The 21,109-nt window shown below is 68.9% G+C and carries 28 protein-coding genes; 15 read left to right on the forward strand and 13 right to left on the reverse strand.

Features of this window, described 5'->3' with window-relative positions; all coding sequences use genetic code 11:
• Positions 1-174: 174 nt before the first annotated feature.
• On the reverse strand, positions 175-1,059 hold the full coding sequence (locus tag BM290_RS21705) for a hypothetical protein (protein WP_143133866.1): 885 nt from the start codon (positions 1,057-1,059) through the stop codon (positions 175-177).
• Positions 1,060-1,151: 92 nt separating this feature from the next.
• Here BM290_RS21705 and BM290_RS47435 point away from each other — a divergent pair, with 92 nt between their 5' ends.
• From BM290_RS47435 to BM290_RS21720, 4 genes are all read left to right on the forward strand, one after another.
• Positions 1,152-1,679, forward strand: coding sequence for a hypothetical protein (locus BM290_RS47435; RefSeq protein ID WP_143133867.1), 528 nt, complete (start codon positions 1,152-1,154; stop codon positions 1,677-1,679).
• A gap of 1,093 nt (positions 1,680-2,772) precedes the next feature.
• On the forward strand, positions 2,773-3,219 hold the full coding sequence (locus BM290_RS21710) for a hypothetical protein (protein ID WP_093616894.1): 447 nt from the start codon (positions 2,773-2,775) through the stop codon (positions 3,217-3,219).
• A 112-nt stretch (positions 3,220-3,331) separates the two neighbouring features.
• Entirely contained in the window at positions 3,332-4,006 is a 675-nt protein-coding gene (locus BM290_RS21715; RefSeq protein WP_093616896.1) for an energy-coupling factor ABC transporter permease, read from the forward strand.
• Positions 4,003-4,344, forward strand: coding sequence for a PDGLE domain-containing protein (locus BM290_RS21720; RefSeq protein WP_093616898.1), 342 nt, complete (start codon positions 4,003-4,005; stop codon positions 4,342-4,344). The genes BM290_RS21715 and BM290_RS21720 overlap by 4 nt, the downstream gene beginning before the upstream one ends.
• 71 nt (positions 4,345-4,415) lie before the next feature.
• On the opposite strand, the gene BM290_RS21725 is transcribed toward BM290_RS21720, so the two are convergent.
• Genes BM290_RS21725 through ureG form a run of 3 tightly spaced genes read right to left on the reverse strand, consistent with a single transcriptional unit; the run spans position 4,416 to position 5,899 of the window.
• Positions 4,416-4,856, reverse strand: a complete 441-nt coding sequence (locus tag BM290_RS21725; RefSeq protein WP_093616900.1) for a Fur family transcriptional regulator — start codon at positions 4,854-4,856, stop codon at positions 4,416-4,418.
• 42 nt (positions 4,857-4,898) lie between these two features.
• Positions 4,899-5,381 carry a MarR family winged helix-turn-helix transcriptional regulator gene (locus tag BM290_RS21730; RefSeq protein WP_093616902.1) on the reverse strand — a complete coding sequence of 161 codons (483 nt, stop codon included), beginning with the start codon at positions 5,379-5,381 and terminating at the stop codon, positions 4,899-4,901.
• Positions 5,382-5,386: 5 nt separating this feature from the next.
• Positions 5,387-5,899 (reverse strand): urease accessory protein UreG, encoded by a 513-nt coding sequence (gene ureG, locus BM290_RS21735; protein WP_239143982.1) that lies wholly within the window; start codon positions 5,897-5,899, stop codon positions 5,387-5,389.
• A gap of 533 nt (positions 5,900-6,432) precedes the next feature.
• Here ureG and def point away from each other — a divergent pair.
• Complete coding sequence (gene def, locus BM290_RS21740) at positions 6,433-6,936, forward strand: peptide deformylase (protein ID WP_093616904.1); 504 nt, start codon at positions 6,433-6,435, stop codon at positions 6,934-6,936.
• A 1-nt stretch (position 6,937) separates the two neighbouring features.
• Positions 6,938-7,963, forward strand: a complete 1,026-nt coding sequence (gene tsaD / locus BM290_RS21745) for a tRNA (adenosine(37)-N6)-threonylcarbamoyltransferase complex transferase subunit TsaD (protein WP_093617461.1) — start codon at positions 6,938-6,940, stop codon at positions 7,961-7,963.
• Between the two features lie 144 nt (positions 7,964-8,107).
• On the opposite strand, the gene BM290_RS21750 is transcribed toward tsaD, so the two are convergent.
• The 8 genes from BM290_RS21750 to BM290_RS21780 form a co-directional block, all read right to left on the reverse strand.
• Positions 8,108-8,770, reverse strand: a complete 663-nt coding sequence (locus BM290_RS21750; RefSeq protein WP_093616906.1) for an ABC transporter ATP-binding protein — start codon at positions 8,768-8,770, stop codon at positions 8,108-8,110.
• Positions 8,767-9,684 carry an ABC transporter ATP-binding protein gene (locus BM290_RS49205; protein ID WP_203779665.1) on the reverse strand — a complete coding sequence of 306 codons (918 nt, stop codon included), beginning with the start codon at positions 9,682-9,684 and terminating at the stop codon, positions 8,767-8,769. Before BM290_RS49205 ends, BM290_RS21750 begins: the two co-directional genes overlap by 4 nt.
• Positions 9,681-10,550, reverse strand: coding sequence for an ABC transporter permease (locus BM290_RS49210; RefSeq protein WP_203779667.1), 870 nt, complete (start codon positions 10,548-10,550; stop codon positions 9,681-9,683). The genes BM290_RS49205 and BM290_RS49210 overlap by 4 nt, the downstream gene beginning before the upstream one ends.
• Positions 10,543-11,508 carry an ABC transporter permease gene (locus tag BM290_RS21760; protein ID WP_239143984.1) on the reverse strand — a complete coding sequence of 322 codons (966 nt, stop codon included), beginning with the start codon at positions 11,506-11,508 and terminating at the stop codon, positions 10,543-10,545. Before BM290_RS21760 ends, BM290_RS49210 begins: the two co-directional genes overlap by 8 nt.
• Complete coding sequence (locus BM290_RS21765; RefSeq protein ID WP_239143985.1) at positions 11,505-13,061, reverse strand: ABC transporter substrate-binding protein; 1,557 nt, start codon at positions 13,059-13,061, stop codon at positions 11,505-11,507. The genes BM290_RS21760 and BM290_RS21765 overlap by 4 nt, the downstream gene beginning before the upstream one ends.
• 107 nt (positions 13,062-13,168) lie before the next feature.
• Positions 13,169-13,423 (reverse strand): hypothetical protein, encoded by a 255-nt coding sequence (locus BM290_RS21770; protein ID WP_093616908.1) that lies wholly within the window; start codon positions 13,421-13,423, stop codon positions 13,169-13,171.
• Positions 13,420-16,041, reverse strand: a complete 2,622-nt coding sequence (gene alaS, locus BM290_RS21775) for an alanine--tRNA ligase (RefSeq protein ID WP_093616910.1) — start codon at positions 16,039-16,041, stop codon at positions 13,420-13,422. The genes BM290_RS21770 and alaS overlap by 4 nt, the downstream gene beginning before the upstream one ends.
• A gap of 48 nt (positions 16,042-16,089) precedes the next feature.
• The gene (locus BM290_RS21780) at positions 16,090-16,446 is read right to left on the reverse strand and encodes a transcriptional repressor (protein WP_093616912.1); all 357 of its coding nucleotides are present in this window, start codon (positions 16,444-16,446) and stop codon (positions 16,090-16,092) included.
• 190 nt (positions 16,447-16,636) lie between these two features.
• Here BM290_RS21780 and BM290_RS21785 point away from each other — a divergent pair, with 190 nt between their 5' ends.
• The 9 genes from BM290_RS21785 (at position 16,637) to BM290_RS21825 (ending at position 20,805) form a co-directional block, all read left to right on the forward strand.
• The gene (locus tag BM290_RS21785) at positions 16,637-17,266 is read left to right on the forward strand and encodes a superoxide dismutase (RefSeq protein ID WP_093616914.1); all 630 of its coding nucleotides are present in this window, start codon (positions 16,637-16,639) and stop codon (positions 17,264-17,266) included.
• Positions 17,263-17,511, forward strand: a complete 249-nt coding sequence (locus BM290_RS21790; RefSeq protein ID WP_093616916.1) for a superoxide dismutase — start codon at positions 17,263-17,265, stop codon at positions 17,509-17,511. The genes BM290_RS21785 and BM290_RS21790 overlap by 4 nt, the downstream gene beginning before the upstream one ends.
• Positions 17,512-17,513: 2 nt before the next feature.
• Positions 17,514-18,128 carry a GNAT family N-acetyltransferase gene (locus BM290_RS21795; protein ID WP_177319832.1) on the forward strand — a complete coding sequence of 205 codons (615 nt, stop codon included), beginning with the start codon at positions 17,514-17,516 and terminating at the stop codon, positions 18,126-18,128.
• 47 nt (positions 18,129-18,175) lie between these two features.
• Positions 18,176-18,508 carry a hypothetical protein gene (locus BM290_RS21800; protein ID WP_093616919.1) on the forward strand — a complete coding sequence of 111 codons (333 nt, stop codon included), beginning with the start codon at positions 18,176-18,178 and terminating at the stop codon, positions 18,506-18,508.
• On the forward strand, positions 18,505-18,951 hold the full coding sequence (locus BM290_RS21805) for a MerR family transcriptional regulator (RefSeq protein ID WP_093617469.1): 447 nt from the start codon (positions 18,505-18,507) through the stop codon (positions 18,949-18,951). Before BM290_RS21800 ends, BM290_RS21805 begins: the two co-directional genes overlap by 4 nt.
• Entirely contained in the window at positions 18,932-19,201 is a 270-nt protein-coding gene (locus BM290_RS21810) for a hypothetical protein (RefSeq protein ID WP_093616921.1), read from the forward strand. The genes BM290_RS21805 and BM290_RS21810 overlap by 20 nt, the downstream gene beginning before the upstream one ends.
• Positions 19,202-19,238: 37 nt before the next feature.
• Entirely contained in the window at positions 19,239-19,580 is a 342-nt protein-coding gene (locus BM290_RS21815; RefSeq protein WP_093617471.1) for a YnfA family protein, read from the forward strand.
• A 104-nt stretch (positions 19,581-19,684) separates the two neighbouring features.
• Positions 19,685-20,389: an ATP-binding cassette domain-containing protein gene (locus tag BM290_RS48510; protein ID WP_203779682.1), complete on the forward strand. Its 705-nt coding sequence runs from the start codon at positions 19,685-19,687 to the stop codon at positions 20,387-20,389.
• On the forward strand, positions 20,368-20,805 hold the full coding sequence (locus tag BM290_RS21825) for a hypothetical protein (protein WP_093616923.1): 438 nt from the start codon (positions 20,368-20,370) through the stop codon (positions 20,803-20,805). Before BM290_RS48510 ends, BM290_RS21825 begins: the two co-directional genes overlap by 22 nt.
• Here BM290_RS21825 and BM290_RS21830 read toward each other — a convergent pair.
• Positions 20,789-21,076, reverse strand: coding sequence for a hypothetical protein (locus BM290_RS21830; RefSeq protein ID WP_093616925.1), 288 nt, complete (start codon positions 21,074-21,076; stop codon positions 20,789-20,791). The two genes, BM290_RS21825 and BM290_RS21830, sit on opposite strands and share 17 nt — an antisense overlap.
• Between the last annotated feature and the right edge of the window lie 33 nt (positions 21,077-21,109).

Here is a 21,109-nt window from a genome sequence, read left to right on the forward strand (position 1 = left end):
AGCCGCTCCATACTAGTAACGCCCCCGACATCGGGTGAGCGCCACCACGCGCCACGCTAGACGCACGAGAGCTGTTGACTCTGCCTCTCACCACACGGGCCGCGTTCCACGGTGCAGCGGCTCGAATGCTGAAGGCCAGTAATCAGGCAGCCGGTGGCTAGCAAGAGTGAGTGATCATTCGTCCGCCTGGCCGCTGCTGGCTGTACAAAGCGGTTGATCTGTCAAGCAGTCACGAGCCCGGTGCCGAGACACCAGCAGCGGCGGAGCCTTGCCAGCTCGGCCACCGAGGTCAAACTCGTCGACGTACATCACGTCAACTGCCGGCACTCGCCCCTGGCAGTCGATTCCATAGACGCTGCCCCGGTCCAGCGGCCGCTGATGCAGCCGGTGCCATACGAACAGCAAAGCGGATTCAACTGCGTGCTGATCTACTCGCGGAATCCGGATCTTTACAAGACAGCTCTTCGCCTTCGCTTCAAAACGAGCCTGTAAATCAAAATCAACACACCGCGCGATGTCCTCGACGATCTCCGGACTCTTCACGTATGCATGCTCGCCATCGATCGGTTCAAGAGCATGCTGACGTACGAGCGACGCATAGGGCCCGTAGTGGGCGGGGGTGCCGAACTTCAGGCGATACGTCCAGGCACCATCTCTGTCATGTAGCGGCGTTCGAGTATCGCCCTCGAGCTCTTGCCGGAGAGCACTCCACTGCTCAGGCGTCATCCGATCGACGCAGAGCGTATGCAGGTCGATCCAGAGCCGGTCGAGCATGTTGTCCAGTGGTAAGACACCTTCAGTAAGGAAGGAGTGCGGGTCCAGAACGCGGCTGCCGTGAAAGTAGTGGGCGCCATCGAAGCCGATCTTGGTTATGTCTGCGCCCGCCTCGGCGCACAGTGCACGTGGAGCAGCCACCCACGGATCCTCCTCACCAAACTCATTGAGCTGGTCGGGGTCATGCGCCAGTAGAGCCCGGCGGAGCAGCAGCACATCGACGCCCGCAGCCGCGGCAAGCGATCGAAGCGCCGTGGTGGAGGTCTCACAGTCGAGAATTAGCATCCAAGCTCCCAATTCACGAGTAACCGCGGTTGCATGGCTCGCGCTGTATACCGAACGGCGATCGTCATGCCGTCGACGTCATACTACGAGCCATGTATCTAGCTGATTACACCCGCCTCTCAAGATCATGCAATGAGGGCAACTCCGGCTTCACGTCCTTCAAATACCATCCCGACGTCTTGGAACTGCAATGGCCGGACGACGTTCTAGAGCAATGGCTATACGACCACGCAGCCAACGAGTCGTTTCTCGACGACTACGGCGCCATTGATCTTTCGCGCCTTCAATGGAAAGTAGAGGCGGTTTCAGTGGAAGATTTCGTTCAAATGCCAACCGGACCCTCCGACGATGGTTACATCGACGAGATTGCAGAAAATCCTGATCACTGGATCGGCAACCGAAATATGGGAGTACATGAAGGCGTCGCTTTGTGCTGGCAGATACACGGCACCTGGAAGCGGTGGCCAATCCTCCTGCATCGATCAGTCCTCAAGTCGTCGGGGACAGGTCTACAGGTCGTCGAAGGCAGAACCCGCGTCGGAATCCTCAAAGGCCGACACCTCAAAGGTGACCTCGTTGCCGCGAACCACCTCGCATGGGTTGGTCGCCTACGGAAATAGATGCCCATCGGGTATCATCAAATTTGCACGAGCCGTTCCGAGTCGGCAGGCCTTTCGGTGGCGGGTGAGGGTTGTGGCCCTCATTAGGTGTCAAGTGCCCGCTACTGCAATCGTGCCTTTGCATCTCTCGCAGCGCGTCGGAGATGAGCGAAGCCAATTCCTGGAATCTGCTGCTCATTGGCACTGCACTGCTGTCCTTTCGAGCACTCAAGAGCCGCAATGGACCGAATGGCACGTACCGCACTTGATCGGCTGTGGTCACGCGCCTGGTCACGGCGTTGATCAACTTCTGCTGGATCGGTTGAAATTGGACGGCATGGCGGTGCCGCTCTGTCCGTTCTCGTGTACATTTAGACATAAGCTGACAGTGCTTAACCGAATTGCAACGCGACCTGGGGGTCAAGGGGTCGCAGGTTCAAATCCTGTCAGCCCGACTTAACAAAAGGCCAGCTTAGCTGGCCTTTTGCATGTCCGGACATCGATGCAACCGCAGCGCCGTGACACGCATTTCTGCACGTACGCGCGTACGGTTTACGCCGGGATTCCGGCCGATCTTCGCGGCCGGTTCGTAATCGATAGCTCTTGAGCTTTCTCTCCGTGTCGATCTCCTTGGCGGGGACCCTGGTTGAGCAGGGCGTTGATGGGCGGACTGAGCGAATCTCGATGTGACCGGCCTTCTTGCGGGTGATGTCGATCGTCGATGCGAAGCGGCATCCTATGTGGATGATCGCGACACCTCGATGACACGAACGCCCGTACGGTGATTTCGTCGGTCCCGTCCGGGGCCGGTAATTCCATGATCGTGGTTGCTTGTGGGGTTCGGAAGTTGGCTGCGGTTGTCCCTGGTTGTCCGCAGTAGTCCCGGCTGGTTGATAGGCCTGTCGGGGCGGCTCCAGGCCGGTGGCGGGAGTCGTTGCTCACGAAGTTCAGCGGCCACTGGTCATTGCCGGTTCCTGAGGCGAAGGTGCCGTTGGTGGAGGCTGGTGTGCGCACTGCATCGGATGGTGGCAGGGTCGGGCCCGGCCGTGATCGTCAGGCCGGAGTTCACGGTCCGGTGCACGCGTGCCCGGCGCCTGTGACCGCATGATGTCTGATGCCGGTGAACCACCTGTCCGAGGTTGAACGTGTCGAGCGGCAGCTTGCGTCGGTGATGGCCGCGCGTCCGCGTGACGATGGTGCCTGCCTGGCGGCGTTGCCGGAGGTGGTCGCGCTGACCCGCATTGACGCGGGCGCTGCCGGGGTGTTCTACCTCCCGGAGCTGCTCGACGAGCTGGCGCAGGCTTACGCCGACACCGGGCGGTTCGACGAGGTGTTGCAGACCAGCCGCGAGGCTGTGGACGCCGGGCTGGCGGGCAGCCGGACAGTCGGTGCCGTATCGCTACCGGCTTCCTGTTCCCGTGCAACCTCGGCCCGCTGGTTGTCGTCCACCCGGACGACATCTGGTACCAGCATGTCGAGCCAGAAACCGCTCGCCGGATCCGCCGACGAACATCCGCGGGACGGCCGCCGGCTCGGCGGCCGCGGCCCACGAAACGCCTGAAATTCACGCGTGTGCGCGGCAGCCCACAGTTGCCACACCTATGCAACAGCCCGAGGGTGTCAATATGCTGCCGCGGAATCGTGAAGGAGAAACGGTGGATACGACGGTAGCGATGCACATCGCGAACGGGATCATCAACGGTCCCGTCTCGCTGCTCTTCATAGCGATAGCGGTGGCCGGCCTGGCGGTCTGTGTCTGGCGGGCCAAGACCGATCTCGATGACCGGCTCGCGCCTATGGCGGGCCTTGTCGCGGCGTTCATCTTCGCCGTGCAGATGCTCAACTTCCAGGTGCTGCCGGGTGTCTCCGGGCATCTGCTGGGCGGCACTCTGGCGGTCATCCTGGTCGGCCCGTGGGTCGGTGCCCTCTGCGTGGCGACGGTTCTGCTGGTGCAGTGCCTGGTTTTCGCCGACGGTGGCCTGACCGCGATCGGGCTCAACGTCACCAACATGGCGCTGATCGGTACCGCTGCGGCGTACCTGCTGGTCGCCCTGCTGCTGCGGGTCCTGCCGAGGACTCCCGGTGGCCTTGGCGCGACCGCTCTGATCGCCTCGATCGTCGGGGTGGTGGTCGCCTCTCAGGGATTCGTCGTCGAGTACGCCCTCGGCGGCACCACCGAACTGTCGCTGGGTGGGATCGCGGCCACGATGGCCGGTGTGCACGTGTTGATCGGCATCGGTGAGGGCCTGATCGCCGCCACCACCGTGGTCACCGTCGCCAAGGTTCGCCCCGACCTGGTCTATGCGCTGCGCGCGTTCCGTACGCGGTCGATGGGAGTGAAAGCATGAAGAGGTTCCTGATCGGCGGCCTGCTCGTCGCGCTGCTGCTGGCCGGTGTCGTCTCCAGTTTCGCCTCCGGCAGTCCGGACGGTCTCGACTACGCGGCCCGGGAGGGCTGCACGTTCAACGCCGACGACGAGATCACCGGTGGCTCCTGCATGCTGCAGCGGGAGCAGGACCACCAGCTCGGGGACAGCCCGTTGGCTGACTACGGCATCAAGGGCATCGACAACGAGTACCTGTCCACCGGGTTGTCCGGGGTGGCGGGGGTGCTGCTCACGTTCGCGATCGGCGGCGGGCTGTTCTGGCTGATCAGGCGCCGTCCGACGGTCGACGGGAAAGCCTGACGGCGGCATTGGCGTGTCGCGAAGGGGCGTTTCGGTCGTGGTGATCCAGTGGCCGGGACGCCCTTCGCTGTTCAGGGGTGTTGCTGGCGGCAGTCGCCGCAGATTCCGGTCAGGGTGATGCCGACGCTGTCGAATGCGAAGCCGGTGGCTTCGGCAGCCGTGGCCAGGGCCGGTGCGACGGCCGACGCCGGGATCTCCGCCTCGTGGCCGCATCGTGCGCAGACCGCGTGGTGGTGTGGCTGGTCGGCCATCCCGTACCGGGCCTCGCCCTGACGGCCGAGCACGTGCACCACGTGCTCGTCGGCCAGCGTCAGCAGCACCCGGTGCACCGTCGACCGGTCGATCTGCGGGAACCGTGTGGTGATCTCGTCGTGCACCTCCTGCACCGACAGGTGACCGCCGTGGCCGATCAACGCCTCCACAATCGCACCCTTGGCGATCGTCCAGCGGCGCCCGCCGGCGCGGACCCTTTCCCGGACCGCTGCCAGCCTCTCGTGCTGATGCACCGCCATCACAACCCACCTCGTGTTCCGTCGCCCCCGCCGGCAGCCACGTTATCCCGGATGGTCCCGTCCTCCGAGGGTGAGGCCAACCGTGGCCGGCGGGTCGCTGCCGGCCCAGGCGGTGAGGGCTGCCAGGGCCCGCCGTGCCGCCGTCATGCCTGCGGCGCCGATCTGGTGAGTGACCTCCTGCTGGAGTTCCTCCTGCAATCTGCGGTCGAGGTCGTTGGCGGCCCGTCCGGCCGCGGAGATGACGACGACGCGGTGGCGGATGTCGCCTGCCGTACCTTGACGGTGTGCGTAGGCACGTGCCTCCAGCAGGCCGATCCGCTGGGCGGCGTCGTGGACGGTGATGCCCAGCATGGTGGCGAGCTCCCCGATGGTGTGGTCCTGGGCGGCGAGCGCGGTCAGGATCGGCATGAGGCCGCTGTGCAGGCCGGGGTATCCGGCCCGGTGCAGCCGGCTGCGGCGGTGCTGTTCACAGGCGGCCTCGGCCTGGCGGCAGAGAGCCACCAGGCCGAGGGTGTCGTCGGTCATCGGGCTCAGGCGCCTGAGGTGATGGCGGGCAGGTGGCTGCGGACCCAGTCGGCGACCCCGGTGGCGGTGCGGTCCTCGGTCAGGGACTGGAAGATCGTGGGCAGGTCACCGCGGCGGGCGCGGGCGTCGCGGTCCATCACCGACAGATCGGCGCCGACCATCGGGGCGAGGTCGGTCTTGTTGATGACCAGCAGGTCGGCGGTGGTGACGCCGGGGCCGCCTTTGCGGGGGACCTTGTCGCCTCCGGACGCGTCGACGACGAAGATGTGCACGTCGATCAGGCCTTTGCTGAAGGTTGCGGTGAGGTTGTCGCCGCCGCTTTCGACCAGGATCAGGTCGAGGTCACCGAGAGTGCGTTCGAGGTCCTCGATGGCGTCGAGGTTGGCGGAGATGTCGTCGCGGATGGCGGTGTGCGGGCAGCAGCCGGTCTCGACGGCCCGGACGCGTTCGGGTGGCAGGACACCGTTGCGCAGCAGGAAATCGGCGTCCTCGGTGGTGTAGATGTCGTTGGTGACCACCGCCAGGCGAAGTTCCGCGGCCAGGGCCCGGCACAGTGCGGCGACGAGCGCGGTTTTCCGGAGCCGACGGGGCCGCCGATGCCGACGCGCAGCGCCCGGCGCCCGGCGGAAAGGGGTGAGTGCGGGTCGACGCCGGGTTCGGGGTGGGTGTGCGGGACGTCATCGGGTCCGTGCACATGCGGCTCGGGCGCCATGGGGCCTCCGGAGCGTGTTCGCCGTGAATGTTCGGCTCGGGGAAGTCGCTGCATGCTACGCGTTACTGCAAGCCGACTGCAGGAAGCCGCGCGACAATTTCCCGGGATGAAACATGGCCGGGTGGGATCGGCGGCAGTTCGCCGCTTCTTCTTGCATCTCTATTGCAACTACTAGAGAATCGCAGCAGGAGCACCGGTGTTGCTTGGCCGTGACCCGTCGTTCCGTCGTCAAGGGTGTTCCGGCAAGCGATGATCCAACCTCGCCGGAACGCCCTTGACTGTCTGCCGGCCCAGGCGACCTAGCTGCAAGTCAATTGCAGTAGCAGCTAGAGTGCGGCAATGCCCGCGCGACCGATCACGCACTACGGCAATCCCGTCCTGCACCGGCGGTGTGCCGACGTCACGACCTTTGACCAGGCACTCGCTGACCTGGTCGCTGACATGTTCGACTCGATGTACGCCGCCAACGGTGTCGGCCTGGCCGCCAACCAGATCGGCGTCGACCTGCAGGTGTTCGTCTACGACTGCCCCGGCGACGACGGCGTCCGCCACAAGGGGCACATCGTCAACCCGGTGCTGCAGGCCGCCTCGGCGCTGGCCGGCGACGTCACCGCCACCGAGGGCTGCCTGTCGGTGCCCGGCCCCAGCGCCGAACTCGCTCGCGCCGCGCTGGCGTCGGTCACCGGCTTCGACCAGGACGGCACACCGATCACGATCTCGGGCACCGGCTACTTCGCCCGCTGCCTGCAACACGAGACCGACCACCTCGACGGCACCCTCTACGTCGACCGGTTGCCCGCGAGACGACGTGACGAGCTGCTGCGTGAGGCCGGGCTACGCTGACGTGCCACTGATCCTCGGTATCGAGACGTCCTGCGACGAGACCGGCGCCGGCCTGGTCCGCGACGGGGTTCTGCTCGGTGACGCGCTGGCCTCCAGCATGGACGAGCACGCCCGCTTCGGCGGCGTCGTGCCGGAGATTGCGGCCCGGGCCCATCTGGAGGCGCTGCCGCAGATCGTGCGGGCCGCCGTCGACCGGGCCGGTGTGGGTTTCGGGGACATCGACGCGGTCGCGGTCACCGCCGGGCCCGGCCTGGCCACCGCGGTCCAGGTCGGTCTGGCCGCCGGCAAGGCGTACGCGCTGAGCCTGGGTGTGCCGCTCTACGGGGTGCATCATCTGGCCGGGCACGCCGCTGTCGACGTGCTGGAACACGGTCCGCTGCCCGGGCGGTGCGTGGCGCTGATCGTCTCCGGCGGGCACACCTCACTGCTGGTGCTCGACGATCTGGTCCGGGATCCGATCGTGCATCTGGGTGACACCGTCGACGACGCGGCGGGGGAGGCCTTCGACAAGGTCGCCCGTCTGCTCGGCCTGCCGTATCCGGGTGGGCCGGCGATCGACCGGACGGCCCGTGACGGTGACCCGGCGGCGATCACGTTCCCCCGTCCGCTGACATCGGCGCGCGATGACCCGTACGGCTTCAGTTTCTCGGGTTTGAAGACCGCTGTCGCCCGCTGGGTCGAGCAGCACCGCGGCGCGGTGCCGGTCGCCGACGTCGCGGCCTCGTTCCAGGAGGCCGTCGCCGACACCCTGTCGCGTAAAGCCGTTGCCGCCTGCCGGGAACACCGCAGCGCGACACTGCTGATGGTCGGTGGGGTCGCTGCCAACAGCCGGGTCCGGTCGCTGATGGCCCAGCGATGCGCGGCGGCGGGGATCGAGTTGCGGGTGCCGTCGCCGCGGCTGTGCACCGACAACGGGGCGATGATCGCCGCGGTCGGTGACCTGCTGCTCCGGGCCGGGCTGCCACCCAGCACACTCGGTCTGGGCATGCGCCCGACGGTGACGCTCAGCCGGGCCCTGATCGGGTGAACCCTCGCCGGTGCGGGCAACTCGGTGTCGTCGCCTCGTTCGCGCATCGGCCGCGACGGTGAACGCTCCGATCGCGAAACCGACGGGCGCCCCTCCCGCATGACCTGCCAACGAGCAGGGATCTCCCAGGAGCGTCCACGTCGGTCAGCGGGCAGTTTCGGTGTTGAGGTCTTCGATGCGGTCGGTCCAGCGGGTGAGCAGGGCGGGATCGTGGCTGACGACCAGCACGCCCATGCCGGTGTGCTGCTGCTGGTCGGTGATCATGGCGGCGACATGAGCCTGGGTGGAGGCGTCGAGCATGGTGGTGGCCTCGTCGCAGAGCAGGTAGTCCGGGTCGTGGGCGAGTGCCCGGGCCAGGCAGGCGCGTTGCAGTTGGCCGTCGCTGACCGCGTGGGGCCGGCGGTCCAGCAGGTCGGGGGTCAGACCGGCGCGTTCGGCGAGATCTGTCACGCGGCCGGTGATCTGTTCGCGTGGGTGCCGGACGGCGCGCAGCGGTTCGGCGATCAGGTCGGACAGGCTCAGGCGTGGGTCGGCGGCGGCGCGTGGGCTCTGGAAGAGGACCCCGATTCTGGTACGAACGGACGCCGGCACCCGATGCCCGTGACCGCGAATCCGCTGCTCGTCGAGGGTGACGTGCCCGGAGTCCGGGGGATGCAGCAGTGCCAGCACCCGGACCAGGGTGGACTTGCCGGTGCCGGACGGGCCGCGCAGTCCCACGGTCTCGCCCCGTTCGATGGTCAGTGACACGTCGTGCAGGACCCGGCGGCCGCGATAGCCGGCGTGGATCCCGGAAGCGGTCAGACTCATGCGGCGGCCTCCGTGACCAGAGGGTGATGGCAGGCGACCGGTGGTCCCGCGGGCAGGGTGGCGCAGGCCCCGTCCGCGTGGGTGCAGCGTGGCGCGAAGGCGCAGCCGGCCGGCAGTGCGGTCAGCATCGGCGGATGCCCGGCGATCGGCTGGAAGGCCCGGTCCGGCAGGGCGTTCAGCAGCGCACAGGTGTACGGGTGAGCCGGTGCGGTGAACACGTCGGCGGCCGGCCGGTGTTCGACGATGCGGCTGGCGTACATGACCGCGACGGTGTCGGCGACCCGCTCGGCCGCCGCCAGGTCATGAGTGATCAGCAGGACCGTGCCGCCGGAGTCGCAGCGGCGCCGCAGCAGGTCGAGGGTGTGATCGACGAGTGGCCGGTCGAGGCCGGTGGTCGGTTCGTCGGCGATCAGCAGCGCCGGATCCGGTGCCAGTGCGAGGGCGGTGACCAGGCGCTGCGCCATGCCACCGGACAGTTCGAACGGGTACTTGCCCAACGCCGCCGCGTCCAGGCCGACCTGCTCGGCCAGTGAGTCCGCGAGGGCCGGATCACGCTGGTGGGCGCGCAGGGTCTCGGCGAGCAGCCGCCGCCCGGTGCGGACCGGGGTCAGCGCGGTGGCGGGGCTCTGCGGCACCAGCCCCAGCCGGCGGCCCCGGATCTCACGGGCGAGTCGTTTCTCGCCGCAGCCGATCAGGTCGACGCCGTCGAGTATCGCCCGGCCGCTGACCTCCGCGTTGCGGGGCAGCAACCCGAACAGGGCGTGCGCCAGCACCGATTTGCCGCACCCCGACTCGCCGACGATCGCGAGCAGTTCTCCCCGCCGTACCGCGAAGGTGTGATCGGAGACGGCCTGGACCGTCGCATCGCGCAACCGGAAGCGGACGCTGAGCCCGTCGATGTTCAGCAGTGTCACAGGTCCAGCTCCGCTCGCACACGAGGGTCGAGATGATCGCGCCAGCGGGCGCTGAGCGCCGCGATGGCCAGGGTGACCACGATGACGGCCAGGCCGGGGACGATGCTGGCCCACCAGGCGCCGGTCAGCAGCGACCGCTGGCCGTCGTTGATCATGTTGCCGAGCGACGCCAGGTGTGGTGGCAGGCCGAGACCCAGAAACGACAGGGAGGTCTCGTGCCAGACCGCGTGCGGCACCATCAGCGTGGTGGCCAGCGCGATCTTCGGCAGGACGTGCGGCAGCAGGTGCCGGGTCAGCACCCGGGCCCGGCTCGCACCGCCGGAGATGGCGGCGTCGATGAACGGCCGGGTGCGTAGCGACAGCAGTTCCGAGCGCACGATCCGGGCCGTGGACAGCCAGTGCGTCAGCCCGATCGACAGGATCACCGCGCCGAGGCTGGGCCGCAGCATCGCCACGATGAAGATGCCCAGCAGCAGGTGCGGCAGGGCGGCGACGGTGTCCACGACGCGCATCAGGATCCGGTCGGGCCATCCGCCGAGCAGCCCCGCGACACCGCCGAGCAGCCCGCCGACCAGGGTGGCGGTGACCGCGGCGATCACGCCGACCAGCAGCGACACCCGCAGCCCGTAGATGCTGCGGTGCAGCACGTCGCGGCCCAGGTCGTCGGTGCCGCCCGGGTGTGCCCACGACGGTGGCAGGCCGACCTGGTCGAGGGCGACCGCGCTCTGGTCCAGCGGCCACAGCACCGGCACGGCCAGGCAGACGACGACCGCGACCACGAGAACCGTCGCGGCGACCACGGTGCCCCGGGCCCCGGGCCGCAGCCAGCGTAGGCGTCGGGGCCGGGGGAGAGTCAGTTCAGCCATCGACGCGCACCCTCGGGTCGGCGGCGGAGTACGCCAGGTCGGTGACCAGGTTCGCCGCCAGTACCACGGCAGTGGTGATCAACGTGATCGCGGCGAGCAGCGGGAAGTCACTGCCGAGGGCCGCCTGCACGCTGACCGCACCCAGTCCGGGTAGCGAGAACACGGTCTCCACCAGCACCGACCCGCCCACGAGTTCGGGCAGGTGGGTGCCGATCAGGGTCAGGTAGGGCAGCAGCGCGGTCCGCAGAGCGTGCCCGAACAACACCGTGCGGCCCGGCAGCCCCCGGGCGCGGGCGGCCAGCACATGGTCGTCGCGCAGACTGTCGGCCACCGAGTCCCGGACGAACAGCAGGAACCACGGGGCCTGCGAGATCGCCAGCACGGCCACCGGCAGCACCAGATGATGAGCCACGTCCCCGACACCGGTGCCGGTGGCGCGCACGTCGGTCAGCCCGCCGGCCGGGAACCAGCCCAGGCCGAGGGCGAACACCGCGATCGCGGCGAGCGCCAGCCAGAACACCGGCATCGACTCGACCGCGTACGCCGCCGCCCGCACACCCCGGTCGAACAGCCCACCACGGCGGTACGCGGCGATCGTGCCCACCAGCAGGCTGCCGGCGAGCACCACCAGCAGGGTCACCCCGATCAGCAGCAGCGTCCAGCCGGCCCGGGCGCCGATCACCTCCGCCACCGCCTGATGCCGCGACGTCGACCAGCCCAGATCACCCTGCGCCAGGTTGCCCAGCCAGCGCAGGTACTGCACCGGCAGAGGGTCGTCGACACCCCAGTTGGCGCGGATCTGCGCCAGGTTCTCCGGGCTGGCGGTGAACGCGGCGGCGCCCGCGTACTGCGCTGCCGGGTCGTTCGGCGACGCCGCGCCGAGCACGAACATGCCCACGCTGGTCGCGAACAGCACCGGCACGGCGACGGCCAGCCGCCGGCGGATCAGTCGGATCACGTACGCGTCCAGGTGTTGATGTTCCACCACAGGCTGTTGGCGACGTCGTGCTCGTGCGGCTCGACCCGTGGCGTGACCCCGGCGATGCCGTCGGCGACCACATAGGTGTGCTGCAGATAGGTCAGGAACACCCACGGCACATCGGTGGCCAGTTGCTTCTGGAAACTCGTGTACGCCGCCAGCCGCTGCTCGCTGCCGGTAACTGACCGGCCGTCCTGCAGTGCCTTGTCGACGACCGCCGACTGGTAGGAGCCCGGGTTGAAGTAGCCCTGCTCGGCGAACTGAGAACTGAACAGCTTGTAGGAGATGAAATCCGGGTCGTACGGGGTGCCCCAGCCCATGATCAGCGCGTCGTTCTTCATCCGCGGTGTGATCGCGTCCCAGGTCAGTCCCTCCGGCGTCACCTCGATGCCGATCTTCTTCGCGTCGGCGGTGACGGCGAGCGCGAGTTCCTTGCGCAGGCTGTCGGTGGCCGGGTACATCAACGTGAACGCGGCCTTCTGCCCGTTCTTCGCCCGAACGCCGTCGGCTCCGGCGGTCCACCCCGCACCGTCCAGGATCGTGGCCGCGTCCGCTGCCGGTGTGATCGACGGGTCGGCGTAGGGCGAGGTGGGTGGGATCGGGCCGTAGGCGGGCTCGCCGGCGCCGCCGAGGACACCGGCGACCATCGCGGCCCGGTCCACGGCCGCGTTCAGCGCCTGCCGGATCGCGACGTCACCGGTGACCGGGTTCTTCATCGGCAGCATCACACCGCGGTAGTCGCCGGTCGGTACCTTGACCGCCTTCGGGAATCCGGCGGCCAGCTTCGGCGCCAGCTCCACGGCGTCGAACTCCCCGGCCCGGGCCCGCTGCGCCCGCACGTTGTCGTCGGGCACGAACGCGACCACCACCCCCGAGTTGGACGGCTTACCACCCCAGTAGGAGTCGTTCGCCGCCAGCACCAGCCGGTCACCGGGCGTCCACGCCGTCACCTTGTACGGCCCGGTGCCGATCGGCTTCTGATTGAAGGCGGCCTTGTTGACGTCCTGGCCGTCCAGCGCCTTCGCCGGGACGATGCCCAGGGTGAGCCGCTGCAGGAACGGCGCGTACGCGTACTTGAGCGTGAACACCACCGTGGACGCGTCCGGCGCCTCCACTTTGTCGATCATGTCCAGGTCGGAGCGCAGCGTGGAGTCGACCTTCGGATCCAGCACCGTCCGGTAGGTGAACACCACGTCCTGCGCGGTCAGCGCACTGCCGTCGTGAAAGGTCACCCCGGGCCGCAGCTTCGCGGTCACGGTCGTCGCGTCCACGGTCGGCAGTTGCTCTGCCAGCGCCGGGACCAGCTCGTTACGCCCGTCGCGGGCCACCAGACCGTCGAAGATCAGCGAAGCGCCGTCCGTGCCGTACCCCAGCACCGGGTTCAATGTGTCCGGCTCACCCGAGGTCGCGACGACGAGCGTGTTCGCCGTGTTGCTGCTGTCGGTAGTGGACGGGGTGGAGCAGCCGGTCAGCAACAGGACTGCTGCGGTCAATGCACTGATCAGGTGTACGCGGGGACGGGAGCGCATCATAATTGCCATGATCTACTAGTTGCAAAAGGCTGGCAATAGTGTGTGATGGGCTGCGACGGCGCGGGCCGCCCTCCGTGGGCGTCCCCGTGACCGGGCAGGGCTGCCGATCAGTCGGCTGCGGCCAGGGCGGCGATCCGCAGCGACAGGTCACGGACCACGTCCGGTACGGGCCGGCCGCTGCCACCGCTCACCAGGGTCAACGAGACCTCGGTGAGCAGCAGGAACGCGTGTGCTCGCTCGGCGTCGTCGGTGAACTCGGCGGCCAGCGCCTGCGCGCCCGCGACATCGCCGTGGTGGCGGGCCGCGATGATGCCGAGGGCGCGCTGCATGCCGGCGAGCAGGGCAGCCGAGTCCGGTGTCATGCCGTGCGGGTGAGATCTCGCAGGCGTACGAGCAGGTCGGCCGGATCGCCGGTGGCCCTACCTTGGGCGAAGGCGTCGTTGCCGCCGCCCCGCCCGGCGAGCAGCTGCTTGATCAGGCCCGCGGCGGACAGGCCGCGCTCGGCGGCGGCCGGGGTGACGGTGACGACGATGCCGGCGCCCGCGATCACACCGATGACGCCGGGCCGGTTGCCGAGCCGCTGGCGGACCTTCTCGGCCAGGCGTTTGCCGTCGCCGGTGGTGGTGACACCCACGTAGGCGATGCCGTCGACGTCGACGGCGTTCGCCGCGAAGTCCTCGGCGTCCAGATCGACGAGCCGGTCGCGAAGCGTCTCGGCCTCCTTCTCGACCTGCTTCATCCGGGCCAGCAGGGCGGCCACCCGATCGGGCAGCTCCTCCGGGCGGGACTTGAGCTGGGCGGCGAGCCGGCCGACCAGATCACGTTCGCGCGCCAGGTAGCGGAACGCCTCGATCCCGGTGACCGCCTCGATGCGGCGCTGCCCGGCGCCGACCGACGACTCGCCGGTCACGGCGAGGGACCCGATCTGCGCGGACCGGTCGACGTGGGTGCCGCCGCACAGTTCCCGGGACCAGTCGCCACCGATCTCGACGACCCGCACGGTGTCGTCGTAGGTCTCGCCGAACAGCGCCAGCGCCCCCTCGGCGCGGGCCTGATCGAGGGGGACGTAGCGGACGCCGACCGGCAGGTCACGGCGGATCGCCAGGTTGGCGACCTCCTCGACCTCGCTGCGGGTGGCATCCGACAGGCCGCCGCGCCACGCGAAGTCGAGCCGCAGGTAGCCGGGACGGTTGTAGGAGCCGGACTGCAACGCGGTCGGGCCGAGCACGTGCCGCAGCGCGGCATGCACGATGTGCGTGCCGGAGTGGGCCTGTCGGGCGCCGGTGCGCCACTCGGGGTCGACGGCCGCGTGCACGGTGTCGCCGGTGGTGATGGTGCCGTCGAGGATCCGGACGGCGTGCGCGATCAGGCCTTTGACCGGCCGCTGCACGTCGATGATCTCGGCCTTGAGGTTCGGCCCGGTGAGCAGGCCGGCGTCGGAGTCCTGGCCGCCGCTCTCGGCGTAGAACGGGGTCCGGTCCAGGAACACCGTGACGATGTCACCCGCGCCCGGCAGCACGGCCAGGACCTTCGACTCGGTTTCCAGAGTCTCGTAGGCCAGCCAGGTGGTCGGCCCGTTGGCGTCCAGTACCGCGCGGTACTGCGACAGGTCGGCGTGGCCGGTCTTTCGGGCCTTCGCGTCGGCCTTGGCACGGGCACGCTGCTCGGCCATCAGCGCCCGGAACCCGTCGGCGTCCACGGCCAGGCCCTGCTCGGCGGCGATCTCCAGGGTCAGATCGATCGGGAAGCCGTACGTGTCGTGCAGTTGAAACGCCTTCGCACCGGACAACTGGGCGCCGCCGGACGACTTGGTATCGGCGATGGCGGTGTCCAGGATGGTGGTGCCGGCGCGCAGCGTACCGAGGAAGGTGTCCTCCTCGCCGTAGGCGATCTGGCTGATCCGCTCGAAGTCGGCGGCCAGCTCCGGGTAGGAGGGGGACATGCAGTCCCGGGCGATCGGCAGCAGCTCGGGCAGTGCCCGGTCGTGCCAGCCGAGCAGCCGCATCGCCCGGATCGCCCGGCGCATGATCCGGCGCAACACGTAGCCGCGGCCCTCGTTGGACGGGGTCACACCGTCACCGATCAGCATCAGCGCGGTACGCACGTGATCGGCGATCACCCGCAGTCGCACGTCGTCCGCGTGACTCTCGGAAGCGGCGTGCCCGGACTGCTTGCCGTAGACCTTGCCGGTCAGCTCGGCCGCACGGGCCAGGATCGGGCGGACCTCGTCGATCTCGTACAGGTTGTCGACGCCCTGCAGGATCGACGCCATCCGTTCCAGGCCCATGCCGGTGTCGATGTTCTGTTTCGGCAGGTCACCGACGATCGTGAAGTCCTCCTTGGAGGTCACGTCGGTGATCTCGTGCTGCATGAACACGAGATTCCAGAACTCGAGGTAGCGGTCCTCGTCGACCTCCGGGCCGCCGTCCGGGCCGTAGGCGGGGCCGCGGTCGTAGTAGAGCTCCGAGCACGGGCCGGCCGGGCCGGGGATGCCCATCGACCAGAAGTTGTCCTTCTTGCCGCGCCGCACGATCCGCGACTCGGGCAACCCGATACCGCGCCACAGCGCGTACGCCTCGTCGTCGTCGAGGTAGACGGTCGCCCAGATCTTCTCCGGGTCGAGGCCGAAGCCGCCGTCGGCGACCGGCTTGGTGGACAGTTCCCAGGCCAGGCGGATCGCGTCGGCCTTGAAGTAGTCGCCGAACGAGAAGTTGCCGTTCATCTGGAAGAACGTGCCGTGCCGGCTGGTCTTGCCGACCTCGTCGATGTCCGGCGTCCGGATGCATTTCTGCACGCTGGCGGCCGTCGCGTACGGCGGGGTGCGCTGGCCGAGGAAGAACGGCACGAACTGCACCATGCCGGCGTTGATGAACAGCAGGTTCGGGTCCGAGATCGCGGGCAGCGGAGCCGACGGCACCACCGTGTGCCCGTGGGCCGCGAAATGCGCCAGGAATCGTCGCTTGATCTCCGCCGTCTGCATCCGCGCACCCCTTATCGCAACACCATTGCAGTTGCATCCTATTGGTGATCAGTGGCAGCGTGGGCAGCGGGTCGACACCGTGACCGGGCCGAGGGCGAAGCCGGCCGCGGTCACCTCGGCGAGCAGGGCGGTTGCGGCCGCGGCGGTCAGCGGAACCGTTCGGCCGCAACTCGGGCACGTCAGGCAGTGCTCGGCGCGGTCGGCGATCCGGTATCCCATCGCGGAGTCGCGGGGGATCGGGACCACGGCTCCGGCCTCCGTCAGGCGCCGCAGGATCCGGTGCACGGTGGTCAGATCCATGCGGACGTCGCGCGCTCGCAGGTGGGCCTGCACCTCGGCCGCCGTGGGGCAGTCGTGCCGCACCAGCACCTGGGCGACCGCACGCGTGGCCAGGGTCCGCCGCATTCCCGCCCCGCTGAGTCGAGTGAGCAGGCGATCCACCGCAACGGATGAATCCGGCTCGTCAACGATCGTGATCACGGTCACCGAAACTCCGACACGACATCGATGAGAAGTCCTTCCGCCGTACGACCGAACCTGATTTATTGCAAGATAGTCGCAAGAGCCAAGACTAGGCAGAAGAGAAGGTTCACCAATGGCGGTCTACACGCTTCCCGACATGCCGTACGACTACGGCGCACTCGAGCCCGCGATGAGCGGCCAGATCCTCGAGCTGCACCACAGCAAGCACCACGCGGCGTACGTCAAGGGCAGCAACGACACCCTCGACCAGCTCGCCGAGGCCCGCGACAAGGGCGACTACTCGGCACTGGTCGGCCTGGAGAAGACCCTGGCGTTCAACCTGTCCGGGCACGTGCTCCACTCGATCTTCTGGAACAACCTGCGCCCCGGCGCCAGCGCCGACCGCCCCGAGGGCGACCTCGAAGCGGCGATCGTCGAGCACTTCGGATCGTTCGAGGCGTTCTCCGGCCAGCTGTCCACCGCGACCAAGGGTGTGCAGGGTTCCGGCTGGGGTGTGCTGGCGTGGGAGCCGCTGTCGCAGCGGCTCATCGTCGAGCAGATCTACGACCACCACGGCAACGTCGGCCAGGGCTCCACGCCGATCCTGGTCTTCGACGCCTGGGAGCACGCCTACTACCTGCAGTACAAGAACGTGCGCCCGGACTACGTCGACCGCCTGTGGAGCCTGGTCAACTGGTCGGACGTGACCAAGCGGTTCGACGCGGCCCGCGCCGCCGGCAACCCGCTGATCGTCGCTCCGTGACCGACGCCGGCCCCGGGCCGGCGTTCCTCGCGGCGCAGCAGGCGGCCGGAGTCATCGCGGCCAAACACCGCGGTGACTTCGCCGGCGCCGAGGAACTGCTCGCCACCATCGGGGACGAGAGCACCCGCACCCGCGGGTTCATGCTGCTCGCCGAACTGGCGCTGACCCTGGTCCGCACCCAGACCGGGCAGAGCATGGACGAGTTGGTCCAGGAGCTGTCGCTGCTGATGGCCGAGGCCGGCTGACCTTGTTCACGATCACGGCGGCGACCGCCGAAGAACTCCGCGAGCAGGTGAACCGGCTGCACACGGTCTACCGGCAGTGCTTCGCGGCGCCGCCGTGGAACGAGACCCCCGAGGACATCGCCGCCTACCCGCGGCAACTCGACCGCCAGACCAGCTATCCCGGCGCCCACGGGTTCATCGCCGAACACGACGGACAGATCGCCGGAGCGGTGTACGGCTGGCCCGCCCCACCACGGCTGCCGGAGAACAACGAGTACGACCTGGCCGTCCGCGACGCCGCCGGCCCGGACGTCGCGGATCTTCTGGTCGCACCCGCCGTGATCGTCGCCGAACTGATGGTGGCGCCCGCCCACCGCCGCCGTGGCCTCGGGCGCACGCTCCTCGCCCGGTATGTCGCCGGGCATCCCCGAGCCTGGCTGGCCACCCACCCGCAAGCCCCAGCGGTCGCCCTCTACGAGACAGAAGGCTGGATCCGCCGCGCCGCCTACCTCGTCGGCCGCAAGCCGCTCGTGCTCTACACCCGGGAGGCGACGACCGCGCGGCACATCGTTGCCGGCGGCGGCATGTTCGCGACGCCGCTACCCCCGGACCGCCGCCCACGAAGCCGCCCGTACTGATCCTCGGACTTGCATCCGGTACCGGGGTACAGGCTTACCGTCGAACCATGAGCACCGATGACCTGCTGTGGGCGCCCGAGGCGTGCACCCTGCCCACCGCCGAGCGGCCACTACGCGTCGCCGAGTTCGACGACCTGTTCACCACCGCCCTGCGTGACCAGCAGCGGCTGTCACCCACCCTGCTGCGCTGGCACCTCGACCCCGCCGCCGAGGCGATGGCCCGGAACTTGACGGCGCGCGAGACCGGCTGCTGCTCGTTCTTCTCGTTCGCCTTCACCACTGACGGCGGGGCGTTGCGGGTGGACGTCGAGGTGCCGGCGACGCAGGTCGAGGTTCTCGACGCCCTCGCCGACCGGGCCGCCGTGTGGATGCCGCGATGACCGGGCTGCGCAGCAGCCAGCTCGCGGCAGCCGCCGGGGTCAACCAGCAGACGCTGCGCTACTACGAACGCCGCGGCCTGCTCGCCGAACCCGAACGGACCCTGGGCGGGCACCGGATCTATCCGGCCGAGGCCGTCACCGTCCTGAAGGTCATCAAGGCCGCCCAGCGACTCGGATTCACCCTCGACGAGGTCGCCGACCTCGTCGAGACCGGCCGGCACCGGCACGGCTCCGGCCCGGACGCGGGTCTGCAGGCTCGCGCGCGGACCAAACTCGACGAAGTGCAGCAGAAGATCGACGACCTGCAGCTGATAGCCGGCACCCTGCGGGCGGCGATCGACGCCGGCTGCGACGACCTGGTCACCTGCGCGGGACAGCCGTGCTGCCCGATTCCGTTCGCCGCGATCACGGTAGGAGCACCGGATGCCGACCCCCACCACTGACCGGCGTGGTCGTCTGCTGCCCAGCGGGCTGACCGGGCTGGCGGGCGCCGCCTGCGCGGCATGCTGCCTGATCCCGATGCTGCTCGCCGCCGGTGTGCTCTCCGGCGCCGGGTGGGCCGCGGCGGGAGCATGGATGCCCGGCATCGCCGTCGCGCTCGCCGGACTCGCCGCCGCGGCCTGGTGGCTGACCCGCCGCCGACGTCACCGCACCGGCTGCCGGGGCGGGACCTGCGCCTGCGGCACCCCGTGATCACCACGCCCGGCGCCGGGCCGATACGGTGCCGGTCGTGACCGTACTGCGCTCCCTGATGCTGTTCGCCCTCGCCGCCGTCGCCGAGATCGGCGGGGCATGGCTGATCTGGCAGGGCTGGCGGGAACACCGCGGACTGTGGTGGATCGCCGGTGGAGTGATCGCGCTCGGCGCCTACGGGTTCGTCGCCGCGTTCCAGCCGGCCGCCAACTTCGGCCGCATCCTCGCCGCCTACGGCGGTGTCTTCGTCGCCGGGTCACTGATCTGGGGCATGGTCGTCGACGGGTTCCGCCCGGACCGGTGGGATCTGATCGGCGCCGGGATCTGCCTGGTCGGCGTGGCCGTCATCATGTACGCACCCCGGGCCGTCGGCTCCTGACCGGCCACCCGCCGGTCAGAGCACGCCGGCCACATCCGGCCGGAAACCGGCGAGCAGCTGCCACAGCCGCGGCCGCCGAAACCGAACTGGTGCCGGCCGCGGCGATGTCCGGGCTCGTCGCGGGGCGTTCCACCCTGATCATCGCCCACCGCCTGTCCACCATCCGCACCGCCGACCGGATCGCCGTCCTCGACAAAGGGCGACTCGCCGAGACCGGCACCCACGATGATCTGCTCGCCGCGAATGAAACCGACGCCCACTTGATAAAGCCCAGACGAACTGAGGCGACCACCTGTGCCTCACAGCCGACCTCCCGCGAAACCCCTCGGAGCCCGCTGGGAGGGGGCGTCGTCAACTTCACGATCCCCGGGTCCGTCCCGGCCCGTCTTCTCCACCTTGCAACGGCCACGCCGATCGCCGAGAGAGTCGCTGTCAAGCCCGGGGAAGATCAATGTCTCCATCAAACCCGGAGCGGAACACCCGCCGCGGAGCGCACCTGTTGCTCCAGGCAAAGGGCAACCAGCCCACTCTTAATGCCCAGCTCAAGGCAGTTCCCGGGCGCGATCCCGGTCGGCGACCGCACCCGTGACCGCGGCCACGGCCGCAAGGAGACCCGCACGGTCAAGGCCGTCACCATTCAGGCCTTGGACGGGATCGCGTTCCCGCACGCCCGGCAAGCCGTCCGGATCACCCGGACCCGCACCACCAACCGCAAGACCCCCCGGGAGACCGCTTATTTGGTCACGTCCGTGCCCGCCGCCGGCGCTCGACCCGCTGACCTGCAGAAGTGGGCAATTCGGAGCGGCTGATCGAGAACCAGATCCACAACGTCAGAGATGTCACGTTCCGTGAGGATCTTCATGTGGCCCGGACCGGCACCGGACCCGCCGTCATGGCGACACTGCGCAACACCGCGATCGGCTGGCACCGCATCAACGGCGAAGCCAGTGTCGCCCGCGCCAACCGACGTGTCGACCGCCGTTCAAACGACCTCATCACGGCCGTGACCAGCAGCTATCCGAACATGCAATGCTCTGGGCCTGCCGGCTGCGGGGCGGGTGCCTTCTTGCGGGTCGTCGACCGCCTCCTCGAACGAGTTCCGGCGCACGATGCCGATCAGTGGCCACGCGCGGACGAGGTCGACCGGGCGTGGCCGGGAGCGTTCGAGAGCGGAGGTGCGCCTCGTAGGGAATGGGATGACGCCCGGGTCAGGTTGCTTTCTTGAGGCATTCGAGGATTTTGGGGCCGGCGCTTTCCGGCGGGGCCTGGCCGGCCAGGAATGCCTCGCGGGTCTTGTCGGATGCGTCGGTCGTGTACCAGTCCGCGATGCAGTCGACGACCGCGTCCGGGGCGTCCGCCATGTCGGGGTCGGCTCGGATCTTGGCGACCACGGCGGCTCGGTCGGGGCTGTCCGACGAGCAGGCGGCGACCGGCAGCAGCAGGGCGGACATGCAGGACGAGATCAGCAACGCGAGGATCCGGCGGTGTGCGGGCACGGCGGCAGCGTAGCCCGTAACGCCCCCCGGCCG

Source organism: Actinoplanes philippinensis (assembly GCF_900113015.1).
Lineage (GTDB): Bacteria > Actinomycetota > Actinomycetes > Mycobacteriales > Micromonosporaceae > Actinoplanes > Actinoplanes philippinensis.

Bases quoted from the DNA above. Each gene is read 5' to 3' on its own strand.
- BM290_RS21720 (WP_093616898.1), top strand. From the start codon at position 4,003: ATGAAGAGGTTCCTGATCGGCGGCCTGCTCGTCGCGCTGCTGCTGGCC.
- BM290_RS21770 (WP_093616908.1), bottom strand. From the start codon at position 13,423: ATGACACCGGACTCGGCTGCCCTGCTCGCCGGCATGCAGCGCGCCCTC.
- alaS (WP_093616910.1), bottom strand. From the start codon at position 16,041: ATGCAGACGGCGGAGATCAAGCGACGATTCCTGGCGCATTTCGCGGCC.
- BM290_RS21725 (WP_093616900.1), bottom strand. From the start codon at position 4,856: ATGGCGGTGCATCAGCACGAGAGGCTGGCAGCGGTCCGGGAAAGGGTC.
- BM290_RS21750 (WP_093616906.1), bottom strand. From the start codon at position 8,770: ATGAGTCTGACCGCTTCCGGGATCCACGCCGGCTATCGCGGCCGCCGG.
- BM290_RS49210 (WP_203779667.1), bottom strand. From the start codon at position 10,550: ATGGCTGAACTGACTCTCCCCCGGCCCCGACGCCTACGCTGGCTGCGG.
- BM290_RS47435 (WP_143133867.1), top strand. From the start codon at position 1,152: ATGTATCTAGCTGATTACACCCGCCTCTCAAGATCATGCAATGAGGGC.
- BM290_RS48510 (WP_203779682.1), top strand. From the start codon at position 19,685: ATGTCCGGGCTCGTCGCGGGGCGTTCCACCCTGATCATCGCCCACCGC.
- BM290_RS21810 (WP_093616921.1), top strand. From the start codon at position 18,932: ATGCCGACCCCCACCACTGACCGGCGTGGTCGTCTGCTGCCCAGCGGG.
- BM290_RS21780 (WP_093616912.1), bottom strand. From the start codon at position 16,446: ATGCGGCGGACCCTGGCCACGCGTGCGGTCGCCCAGGTGCTGGTGCGG.
- BM290_RS21805 (WP_093617469.1), top strand. From the start codon at position 18,505: ATGACCGGGCTGCGCAGCAGCCAGCTCGCGGCAGCCGCCGGGGTCAAC.
- BM290_RS21730 (WP_093616902.1), bottom strand. From the start codon at position 5,381: ATGACCGACGACACCCTCGGCCTGGTGGCTCTCTGCCGCCAGGCCGAG.
- BM290_RS21765 (WP_239143985.1), bottom strand. From the start codon at position 13,061: ATGATGCGCTCCCGTCCCCGCGTACACCTGATCAGTGCATTGACCGCA.
- BM290_RS21800 (WP_093616919.1), top strand. From the start codon at position 18,176: ATGAGCACCGATGACCTGCTGTGGGCGCCCGAGGCGTGCACCCTGCCC.
- BM290_RS21710 (WP_093616894.1), top strand. From the start codon at position 2,773: ATGCCGGTGAACCACCTGTCCGAGGTTGAACGTGTCGAGCGGCAGCTT.
- BM290_RS21715 (WP_093616896.1), top strand. From the start codon at position 3,332: ATGCACATCGCGAACGGGATCATCAACGGTCCCGTCTCGCTGCTCTTC.
- def (WP_093616904.1), top strand. From the start codon at position 6,433: ATGCCCGCGCGACCGATCACGCACTACGGCAATCCCGTCCTGCACCGG.
- BM290_RS21705 (WP_143133866.1), bottom strand. From the start codon at position 1,059: ATGCTAATTCTCGACTGTGAGACCTCCACCACGGCGCTTCGATCGCTT.
- BM290_RS21785 (WP_093616914.1), top strand. From the start codon at position 16,637: ATGGCGGTCTACACGCTTCCCGACATGCCGTACGACTACGGCGCACTC.